The following is a 10697-nucleotide window of genomic DNA, read 5'->3' as shown; positions in this document are numbered from 1 at the left end:
GATTACACCCAAGGCCGCCTGACCATGCAGCCCGGTGACCACACCCCAAATTACACCTCATTGACGGACGTGACCAGGGGCAAGGCTAGCAGAACTTGCCCCCCTTGCACGGTCCCCCCGGCGCTGACGAACATGTCAGTCCGGGCAATAGAGGTGTTGAAGCCGTCTGTTGCCCTGGTCAAGATAGCAGCTTGTTGCTCTGCCCAGGGATGCCAGAGCAAGCTTCTCCACAACTCAGTAACAACGAGAACGTACCCGATCAGAGCCACAAGTCATCGCAAGATTTGCACCGCCTCCAGTGTTTGGGGAATTTCCAGCCCCAACCATGCAAGCGAGCAGCATGCGCGGCCCATCCAGGTCGGAAGATGCCTAAGGCCCGGGCGCGAACCGCTTTTGCACTGGAGTGCCCGTACCTACCGACAGCGTGTGGCACAACAGCGATCAAGTTCATGGCCCCGCTCCGGCGGTTCCTCACCCAGACGATGGAAAAACGCTTCGATGCTGAAATGAAGGGCCTCTGGCGGCAACACCGGCCCGTTCTTGAGCTTGAAACCAGCTGCAAAAGCCTCGGGCGGTCTTGAGCCCGCCGTTTGCACGCCATGATTCCCCTGTTCTTCCGTCCCCCTTGATCCGGCCCAGTGTCTGCGATGATGTTTGAGGTGAGGAGTGCTGCCATGTCCGGAAGCCGTGTTCTGTGGGGGGCCATAATCTCCGTAGCCGCAACCGTGCTTCTGGGTGTCTGGGCTGCCACCCAGTGGACGGCTGCAGCACTGGCCTACCAGCCCGAACTCGGCACCCCCCTTGGCCAGATCTTCGGCTGGCCCATCTACCCACCTTATGCCCTGTTTTGGTGGTGGTTCAGCTTTGACGCGTATGCGCCGGACATCTTTGATACCGCAGGCATGATGGCAGCTGGCAGCGGACTGGCTTCGGTAGCCGTCGCGATCGGCCTGTCGCTTTGGCGCGCGAGAGACCTGAAAAAGCTCGACACTTACGGCTCTGCGCGCTGGGCGGGAGCGTCCGAAATCGGCGCTGCGCATCTTCTGGACGATCAGGGCACGGTACTCGGGCGCTGGCACAAACAATATCTCCGCCATGACGGCCCGGAACATGTCCTGTGCTTTGCACCCACCCGCAGCGGCAAGGGGGTTGGCCTGGTGGTGCCGACACTGCTGACATGGCCTGAATCGGCGATCGTCCACGATATCAAGGGCGAAAACTGGAACCTGACCGCGGGCTTCCGCTCGAAATTCGGAAGAGTACTGCTGTTCGACCCGACCAACCCGGCATCTGCCGCTTTCAATCCGTTGCTCGAAGTGCGCAGAGGCATCACCGAAGTCAGGGATGTCCAGAACATCGCCGATGTACTCGTGGACCCGGAAGGCTCGCTCGAGCGCCGCAACCATTGGGAAAAGACGAGCCACGCGCTGCTCGTCGGCACAATCCTGCATGTACTTTATGCCGAGCACGACAAGACCCTGGCCGGCGTCGCTGCATTCCTGTCCGATCCCAGTCGTACCTTCCATGCAACACTGACGGTCATGATGGTGACCCGGCACCTGGGCGACGCCGGTGTTCACCCCGTTATTGCCAGCGCGGCGCGTGAGCTGTTGAACAAGTCGGAAAACGAGCGGTCTGGCGTTCTGTCCACGGCGATGTCATTCTTGGGTTTGTATCGTGATCCGGTCATTGCCAGGGTGACCCGGCAATGCGACTGGCATATTGCCGATCTCGTCGCGGGCCGACGACCATCGACGCTGTATCTCGTGGTCCCCCCTTCAGACATCAGCCGCACCAAACCGCTCATTCGTCTGATCCTCAATCAGATCGGCAGGCGCCTGACGGAGGAGCTCGAGACAGCGCACACAAAGCATCGCCTGTTGTTGATGCTCGATGAATTCCCAGCGCTAGGTCGACTCGACTTTTTCGAAAGCGCCCTCGCATTCATGGCTGGCTACGGGCTCAAGGCTTTTCTGATAGCCCAGTCGCTCAATCAGATCGAGAAGGCCTATGGCCAGAACAACGCGATTCTCGACAACTGCCATGTCCGGGTGTGCTTCGCGACCAATGACGAGCGGACGGCCAAGCGTATTTCGGACTCGCTGGGAACCGCGACCGAATTGCGGACCATGAAAAATTATGCCGGTCACAGGCTCGCGCCCTGGCTCGGACATCTGATGGTCTCCCGGACCGATACGGCCAGACCGCTTCTGACCCCTGGCGAAATCATGCAGCTGCCCGATGACGAGGAGATCATCATGCTGGCGGGCGTTCATCCGGTGCGGGCGAAAAAGGTGAAATACTATCGTGACAGGCGGCTGAGCGAGCGCATCCTGCCCCCTCCAAGCACCGAAGCTGCACAGGTCAACACCTCCCATCCCAATGATTGGCCTCGGCCAAAGCCTGCCCAGGAGACCAACATCATGGCCCCGCCGCAAACACCGCCCGCAATCATGGAAGACGAAGGCGGACATCAGCTGACGCTCCCTCTCGAGCATCCGGTCGAGCCCAAGGTCCAACCGCCGCCAGACGAGTTCGATTATTCGGACAGAACGGAACCGCCTGCCCGTCAGGCAGCCGCACGGCAACGTAGGATCGAGTTGAAGGCACAGACTGCGCGACAGGTCACGCTCGACCCGACAGACGGGATGCCGCTATGAAACGCACACGCCATACCTTTCGGCTACGCCCCGAGCTTGCCGACCGGCTTACCGATTTCGCTGCTCGCAAGCGTGTCTCGCAAGCCGCCGTCGTCGAAGCGGCCTTGGTTGCCTTTTTGTCCCCGGATGGCCCAGAGCGACTGGAAGCAGCCTTTGCTCGCAGGCTCGACAGGATGACAAAGCAGCTCGACAAGCTCGGCTATCACGTCGAGGTTGGCAATGAGGCGCTTGCCCTGTTCGTGCTGACCTGGCTTACCCAGAATCCAGCGCTTGCAGCTGATGAACTGCCGGCAGCACAGGCGCAGGCCAAGAAGAGGTTCTCGGCTTTCGTCGCTGCCCTGGCTCGGCGGATGGAAACCGACCAGCGGCTTTCGCCTGGATCCTGATCGGCAACCATCCTGTCGCATGGTTGGGGCTCGGCAAACCGACCGCCGTGCCACGGGCGACTCGCGGTCGCTACCTATCGTCACATGCTGGTATCCTCACTCCATCCAGGAGGAAGCGCCACCACGGCCTGAGCCGTTTCTTTCCGAATATTCGCTGCGCTACGCTGTGATGAAAATGCTGTTGCCGAACATCGCCAGCATGTCTTCTTAGTCTGCCTCGGACATCCATGCGGCACCCGGCCGCACACTCAGAGGCGCAGATGAACGTCATTCCTCTTCTCTCGGCAAGCAACGAGCGCGGCGCGCGCATGCTTCGCACAGCGCTCGGTCCGCACATTGCAGTCTGGCTCGATGATCCTCGGATCGTGGAAATCATGCTCAATCCCGATGGCCGTCTGTGGACCGACAGTTATGCAGGCGGGTTGAAGGACTCGGGCGTCACGATGAGCGCACAGACCGGCGAACGCATCATTCGCCTGCTTGCCCATCATGCCAGCGAGCAAATCCATTTCGATGCACCTCGCCTGTCGACCGAACTGCCTGTCACCGGCGAGCGGTTCGAAGGGCTGCTGCCCCCGCTCGTGACAGCGCCGAGCTTCGCCATCCGCAAACCGGCATCGCAGATCTTCAGCCTCGAGGACTATGTTCGGTCCGGGATCATGTCCGCGAGGGCAGCATCCGTCCTGGCGACCGGCGTCCGGCAGCGCGCCAATATCCTGGTGGCGGGCGGCACGTCATCCGGCAAAACCACCCTCGTCAATGCGCTGCTTGCCGAGATTGCCGAGACGCAGCACCGGGTAGTCCTCATCGAAGACACGCGCGAGCTTCAGTGCGATGCCCCCAATCTCGTTGCGTTGCGCACCCGCGCGGGCATCGCAACACTGGCTGATCTCGTGCGTTCGGCCCTGCGACTGAGGCCGGATCGCATTCCGATCGGAGAAGTGCGCGGTGCTGAAGCCCTCGACCTCATCAAGGCCTGGGGAACAGGCCATCCGGGCGGCGTTGGCACCATCCACGCAGGATCCGCCTCCGGCACTTTGCGGCGGCTCGAACAACTGATCCAGGAAGCCGTCGTGACAGTGCCCAGAGCGCTTATCGCAGAGACCATCGACATCATCGCAGTGCTGACGCGCGACCATCAGGGCCGCAAGCTGACCGAGCTCGTACAGGTTCAAGGGCTCGATGCATCGGGCGAATACCAGCTCTGCTCGCTGATCGACACACCGCAAGGAGAAGGACGATGACTGTTGTGAAAAGACGCCATCTGCATGCCGTTCTGGCGATGGGAGCCAGTGCCGCTCTGATCATCCTCCCGGTCCAGGCTGCTGGCTCTTCTATGCCCTGGGAAGCTCCGCTCCAGGCCATTCTGGAATCGATCCAGGGACCGGTCGCCAAGATCATCGCTGTCATGATCATCATTGCAACAGGCCTTGCGCTGGCCTTTGGCGATACTTCGGGCGGAGCCCGACGCATGATCCAGATCGTCTTTGGCTTGTCGATCGCCTTTGCTGCCTCCTCCTTCTTCCTGTCCTTTTTCTCGTTTGGCGGCGGGGCGCTGATCTGATGGCCGATCGCGAGCCTTTGATAACTGCTCCGCTTGCTGCAGCTGTCCACCGAGCGCTCAGCGAACCCATCCTTCTGGGAGGGGCACCACGTAGCCTCGCCATCGCCAATGCGACACTGGCCAGTGCGATCGGGCTGGGCCTGCGGCTCTGGCTTGCAGGTGTCGTGCTCCTCATTCTGGGCCATTCGGCGTCAGTCTGGGCTGCGCGGCACGATCCCCAATTTGTCGAAGTCACACGGCGGCATCTGCGTCTGCCGGGCTATTTCAGGGTCTGACAGTCATGATGTCTCTGCGCGAATATCGCAACAACGCCGACAGGCTCGCCGACTTCCTGCCCTGGGCAGCTCTGATTGCACCGGGAGTTGTGCTCAACAAGGATGGCAGTTTCCAGAGATCGGCGAGATTCAGGGGACCGGATCTCGACAGCGCAACGCCGTCGGAACTTGGCGTGGCAGCAGCGAGAATCAACAATGCCTTCCGTCGCCTGGGATCATCCTGGGCCGTCTTTGTCGAAGCTGCACGCAGCCCGGCGCAGGACTATCCCCCTCGAACCTTCCCCGATCCGGTATCTGCCCTCGTGGATGAAGAGCGCGCAGCCCAGTTTGCCGAACATGGCGCGCATTTCGAGAGTCGCTATTTTCTGACCTTCGTCTGGATGCCTCCCGCCGAGGAGGCTGCACGGCTCGAAGGCTGGCTCTATGAAGGCCGGGCCAGGGCCGGGATCGATCCCCGGCAGATGCTGGCATTGTTCACAGACCAAACCAGTCGATTGCTCAATCTGCTGGAAGCCATGTTCCCCGAAGCGGCCTGGTTGGACGACAAGGAAACCCTGAGCTATCTGCATAGCTGCATCTCGACCCGACGGCAAAGCGTTGCTGTTCCTGAGATACCCATGCATCTCGATGGGCTGCTGGCAGACATGCCGCTTTCCGGGGGACTCGAGCCGAGGTTGGGCAAGGCATATTTGCGCACTGCCACCATCAACGGGTTTCCAAGCGCCACATTCCCCGGAATGCTGGAAGAGCTCAACACGCTAGCATTCGAGTATCGCTGGATGACCCGCGCGATCATGCTCGACAAGATCGATGCGGCGCGGATTCTGGGCAAGATACGGCGGCAATGGTTTGCCAAGCGCAAATCACTCGCTGCCATGCTCAAGGAGGTCATGACCAACGAGGCTTCGGTCCTGCTCGACAGTGATGCTGCAAACAAGGCCGACGATGCTGATCTGGCTCTCCAGGAGCTTGGCGCCGACCTCCACGGCATGGCGTATGTCACAGCCACCTTGACGGTCTGGGACGAAGACCCTGCCCTCGCGGCGGAGAAGCTGCGGCAGGTTGAGAAGATCGTCCAGGGCCGCGACTTCACCATGGTAACGGAAGGCGCCAATGCAGTGGAGGCGTGGCTTGGCTCGCTTCCTGGACACCTGTACGCAAACGTGCGCCAGCCGCCGATAACTACCATGAACCTGGCGCATATCGTGCCCGCAGCCGCCATCTGGGCTGGTCCGGCATGCGACCAGCATCTCGGCGCGCCAGCACTGCTCTATGCGCGAACGCAAGGATCGACACCCTTTCGGCTATCGCTGCACGTGGGGGATGTCGGACATTGTCTTGTGGTCGGGCCCACAGGTGCGGGCAAGTCGGTACTGCTGGCCCTGATGGCCCTCCAGTTCCGCCGCTATGCCGATGCGCAGGTGTTCGCATTCGATTTCGGCGGCTCGATGCGGGCTGCCACCCTGGGGTGCGGCGGTGACTGGCAGATTCTCGACTCTGGTGACGCATCGGCGCACCCAGACATCCAGTTGCATCCCTTGGCACATATCGACGAGCAAGGCGAACGCACCTGGGCCAGCGAATGGCTGATAGCGGTCCTTTCCGGCCTGGGCGTCGCGGTCGACGCCTCGGACAAGGAGCAGCTCTGGTCCGCCCTCACATCGCTGAGTTCCGCTCCCCCTCAGGAGCGAACCCTGACAGGACTCACCGTTCTCCTCCAATCTGCCAAACTCAAGCAGGCGCTCCTGCCCTTCTGTGTCGGCGGAGCCTATGGCCATCTGCTCGACGGAGAATGCGAGCATCTCGGGGAAAGTCGTTTCCGCACATTCGAAACCGAGGGCCTGATCAACTCGGCTGCCGCCGCTGCCGTCCTTTTGTATCTCTTTCACCGGATCGAAGCACGGCTCGATGGCTCGCCCACCCTTATCCTCATTGATGAGGGCTGGCTCGTGCTCGATACCCCTGAATTCTCGGCACGACTGCGCGAATGGCTCAAGACACTGCGCAAGAAGAATGCCAGCGTGCTGTTCGCGACCCAGAGCCTCGCCGATATCGAGACATCCGGCATCGCGCCGGCGATCGTGGAAAGCTGTCCGACCCGCATCTTCCTGCCAAACGAGCGGGCTGCAGAGCCCCAGATCATGAGCGTCTATCGTCGCTTCGGTCTCAACGACCGGCAAATCGAGATCATTTCCCAGGCCGTACCCAAGCGAGACTATTACTGTCAGTCTGCACAAGGCAACCGCTTGTTCGATCTCGGGCTGAATGAAGTCGCGCTCGCCTTTTGCGCCGCGTCCTCCAAGGCGGATCAACGCGCGATAACCCAGATTGTCGCAGAGCATGGCCCGCATGATTTCGGCCAGCGCTGGTTGATGCACCTCGGACTTGGCTGGGCTGCAGACCTCCTCGCTCCCAAGATGACTTCCGCTCTCTGACCGATGTTTCGCTGTCCTGCCTTGTGGAGACCTGAACATGCCTGCTGCACATGACCGATCCGCCTGCTCTCGGCATATTGCGCACAGCCTCTTGCTCACGGTCACTGTGGCTGTCCTCAACTGGGCCGAACCGGTCCAGGCTCAATTCGGCCTTGGCGGAATTGTCTATGACCCCTCCAACTATGCGCAAAATGTTCTCACTGCGGCCCGAACGCTCGAACAGATCAACAACCAGATCCGCATGCTGCAGAACCAGGCAGCACAGCTCCTCAATGAAGCGCGCAATCTTGAACCGCTTCCCTTGAGTGTGCTGGAGCCGTTGCAACAACAGATGCGCCAGACACAGCAGCTGCTGGCGAAAGCCAGGGGTATTGCGCTTGACGTGCAGGCCATCGAACGAGATTTCGGGCGGACCTATCGCGACATCGACCTGAGTGCCAGCCAGCGCCAGATGATGTCGCGTGCACATCAGCGCTGGCAGGCGTCTGTCGCAGCCTTTGAAGATGCACTGAGGGTTCAGGCCGGTGCCGCCACCAATATCGAGGGATCGAGGCAAGCGATCGATGTTCTGGTTTCCGCGAGCCAATCCTCAACCGGAGCACTGCAGGCCGCACAGGCTGGCAACCAGCTTCTGGCTCTTCAGGCGCAACAGCTGTCCGACCTCATTGCCACTTTTGCCGCAATGGCGCGTGCCCAGACCCTCGATGCTGCCAACGCCGCCGCGGCCAAGGCTCAGGCGCGAGAGCAACTGCGTCGCTTTCTGAACGCCGCGACGCCAAATCAGGCAGCAGCTCCTGTTCAACCGAAGGAGCGCTGAGCATGGGCGGGACCGGGGTTGTAGACAGGTTTCTCGAGGTCTTTACCCGATACATCGATTCCGGCTTCGGGCTCGTGGCAGGAGAAGTGTCCTTCATCGCGACGACCCTGATCGTGATCGACGTCACGCTGGCCGCACTGTTCTGGGCGTGGGGCGAAACTGACGACGTGCTCGCCCGCTTGATCAAGAAGACACTGTTCATCGGGACATTTGCCTATGTCATCGGCAATTGGGGTACGCTGGCGCAAATCGTGTTGCAGAGCTTTGCGGGCCTGGGCCTGAAGGCAAGCGGCACCGGTTTGGATGCAAGCGAGCTTCTCGCGCCGGGCAGGGTCGCTGAGGTCGGGCTTGAAGCAGCTCGGCCCATGCTCGATGCCATTGCCGATCTGCTCGGCTTTGTCAGCTTCTTCGAGAACTTCCTTCAAATTGTCATTCTGCTGGCTGCCTGGGCCCTGGTCGTTGCTGCCTTCTTCATCCTGTCGATCCAGCTCTTCGTGACCCTCATAGAGTTCAAGCTGACAACGCTTGCAGGCTTCGTGCTGATCCCGTTCGGACTGTTCGGAAAAACAGCCTTCATGGCCGAGCGCGTTCTCGGGAATGTCGTGTCCAGCGGCATCAAGGTTCTCGTGCTCGCAGTCATTGTGGGGATTGGATCGACGCTGTTCGCGCAGTTTGCAGATGCTATCCCTCAAGAGCCGACGATTGATGATGCTCTCGCAATAGTGCTCGCCAGCCTGACACTGATGGCGCTCGGCATCTTCGGCCCTGGTGTAGCCAATGGCATAGTGGCGGGCGGACCGCAGCTTGGCGCAGGCGCAGCAGCAGGAACGGCAATGCTCGCGACAGGAGGTGCATCGCTCGGATTGGGCGCGGCGCGACTGGCTACAGGGACAACTGCATCGCTGGTGACTGCAACTGCGCAAACCGCCTCCAAGGCTTCTGGAGGAGCACTGACAGCTTATGCCATGGGCTCTGCAGGCCGCGAAGGCAGCCAGGCAGTTCGCGCCGGACTGACCGCCGTTGGTGAAGCTGCCTTCGGAACTGCGGTGTCCCCCTTGCGCAACATGGGGAAGGCATTGCGCTCTTCTTTCCGCGATGGAGGGCGTGCCGCCATCATCAATGCAGGTGGCACCATCAAGTCTCCATCGAACGGCGTTGCGCAAAATTCTTCCCCATCCTCCTCCAACATGCCTTCATGGGCAAAGTCGATGCGCCTGCGACAGAGCCTAGCGCATGGTTCCAGCGTGGCTGCCCACGCGCTGCGATCGGGAGATAGTGGAGGACTGGGGGCCTCGATCGATCTCACGCAAAGGGACTGACCATGTTCAAACGATCATCGATCCGCTACGGCAAGACGCCAGAACCGCAAACGCCCTACCAGAGCGCCTTCCAGCTCTGGGATGAACGCATAGGGTCGTCACGCGTCCAGGCGCGCAACTGGCGCTATGCCTGTTTAGGTGCATTGGGTCTATCAGCCCTGCTCGCCGGAGGCCTGGTCTGGCAGTCATCACAAGGAGCGATAGTTCCCTGGGTCGTCCAGATCGACAAGCTGGGCGATGCCCAGGTGGTGGCAAAGGCCGATCGTGACTACACTCCATCGGATCCGCAGATCGCGTTCCATCTGGCCAGGTTCATAGAACAGGTGCGCAGCCTCCCGGAAGATGCGGTTGTCGTTCGTCAGAATTGGCTGCGCGCCTATGATTTCGTCACCGATCAAGGCGCCCTTGCGCTGAACGAACATGCGCGGAATGAGGACCCGTTCCAGCGTGTCGGCAAGGAGCAGACTGCCGTCGAGATCACCAGCGTTATCCGCGCCTCGCCCTCAAGCTTCCGCGTTGCATGGATAGAACGCACCTACCGCGCAGGGAGCCTCTCCGACACCAGCCGTTGGAGCGCGATCATGACGGTCGTCATTCAACCGCCTAGGCAGCCCGAACAGTTGCGCAAGAATCCCCTCGGTATCCTGGTCAATGCGATCAACTGGTCGAAGGAGCTCGGATCATGACATTTCTCACCTGCCCGCTAAGCGCGGCCACTGTGCTGGCTTGGCTCCTCCCGGCATCCGGCTTCTCACCGGCTCAGCCCATCCTGCCGGTGTCGGCCACCTATCAGGCCCCTTTGGACCATGACCATTTACAGATCGCCTCCGATCCTTGGCGCGTGCTGCCCGCAACGATCACCACCGCCCGGCGGATGCCAGGCGTTCTGGCTCCGGTCGAGAGAGTGGGAGCTGCGAACCTTGCCGCTCGTATCGAACCTGACCAGGGCAGCTTTGCCAATGCCATCCAGCGGTACCCATTTGTCGAAGGCTCATTGTACCAGATCTATACAAAGCCTGGCCAAGTCACCGATATCGCGCTCCAGATCGGTGAAAAGCTGGTTGGCCCTGGCCCGGTGGCAGCAGGCGACACGGCCCGATGGATGATCGGAAACACAATCAGCGGGACGGGAGCTGCCCAGCAAGTGCATATCCTGGTCAAACCTACGGGTCACGTCCGTCAATGAGGTGTAATTTGGGGTGTGGTCACCGGGCTGCATGGTCAGGCGGCCTTGGGTGTAA

9 protein-coding genes and 1 pseudogene are annotated in these 10697 nt (G+C 60.8%); all 10 read left to right on the top strand.

Annotated features, from left to right (window positions below):
* Nucleotides 1-674: 674 nt before the first annotated feature.
* Nucleotides 675-2660 (top strand): conjugal transfer protein TraG, encoded by a 1986-nt coding sequence (locus K5Q19_RS06715; RefSeq protein WP_181266947.1) that lies wholly within the window; start codon nt 675-677, stop codon nt 2658-2660.
* Nucleotides 2657-3046, top strand: a complete 390-nt coding sequence (locus tag K5Q19_RS06710; protein WP_273304259.1) for a CopG family transcriptional regulator — start codon at nt 2657-2659, stop codon at nt 3044-3046. Before K5Q19_RS06715 ends, K5Q19_RS06710 begins: the two co-directional genes overlap by 4 nt.
* A gap of 260 nt (nt 3047-3306) precedes the next feature.
* On the top strand, nt 3307-4290 hold the full coding sequence (trbB, locus tag K5Q19_RS06705; protein ID WP_273304257.1) for a P-type conjugative transfer ATPase TrbB: 984 nt from the start codon (nt 3307-3309) through the stop codon (nt 4288-4290).
* Entirely contained in the window at nt 4287-4610 is a 324-nt protein-coding gene (locus tag K5Q19_RS06700; RefSeq protein ID WP_181266950.1) for a TrbC/VirB2 family protein, read from the top strand. Before trbB ends, K5Q19_RS06700 begins: the two co-directional genes overlap by 4 nt.
* Nucleotides 4610-4885, top strand: a complete 276-nt coding sequence (locus K5Q19_RS06695) for a VirB3 family type IV secretion system protein (protein ID WP_181266951.1) — start codon at nt 4610-4612, stop codon at nt 4883-4885. The genes K5Q19_RS06700 and K5Q19_RS06695 overlap by 1 nt, the downstream gene beginning before the upstream one ends.
* A gap of 5 nt (nt 4886-4890) precedes the next feature.
* Complete coding sequence (trbE, locus tag K5Q19_RS06690; RefSeq protein ID WP_273304254.1) at nt 4891-7320, top strand: conjugal transfer protein TrbE; 2430 nt, start codon at nt 4891-4893, stop codon at nt 7318-7320.
* A gap of 37 nt (nt 7321-7357) precedes the next feature.
* Nucleotides 7358-8137 (top strand): P-type conjugative transfer protein TrbJ, encoded by a 780-nt coding sequence (trbJ, locus tag K5Q19_RS06685; protein ID WP_181266953.1) that lies wholly within the window; start codon nt 7358-7360, stop codon nt 8135-8137.
* 2 nt (nt 8138-8139) lie between these two features.
* A complete protein-coding gene (trbL, locus tag K5Q19_RS06680) occupies nt 8140-9456 on the top strand; it encodes a P-type conjugative transfer protein TrbL (RefSeq protein ID WP_181266954.1) in 1317 nt (438 codons plus the stop codon).
* A gap of 2 nt (nt 9457-9458) precedes the next feature.
* Entirely contained in the window at nt 9459-10142 is a 684-nt protein-coding gene (gene trbF, locus K5Q19_RS06675) for a conjugal transfer protein TrbF (RefSeq protein WP_273304251.1), read from the top strand.
* Nucleotides 10143-10357: 215 nt separating this feature from the next.
* Nucleotides 10358-10624: pseudogene (locus K5Q19_RS06670) on the top strand (TrbG/VirB9 family P-type conjugative transfer protein); the annotation flags it as partial.
* Between the last annotated feature and the right edge of the window lie 73 nt (nt 10625-10697).

Origin of the sequence: Novosphingobium sp., from assembly GCF_019748365.1 — a bacterium.
Taxonomy (GTDB): Bacteria; Pseudomonadota; Alphaproteobacteria; order Sphingomonadales; family Sphingomonadaceae; genus Novosphingobium.
This window is presented reverse-complemented; position numbering and strand designations above follow the sequence as displayed.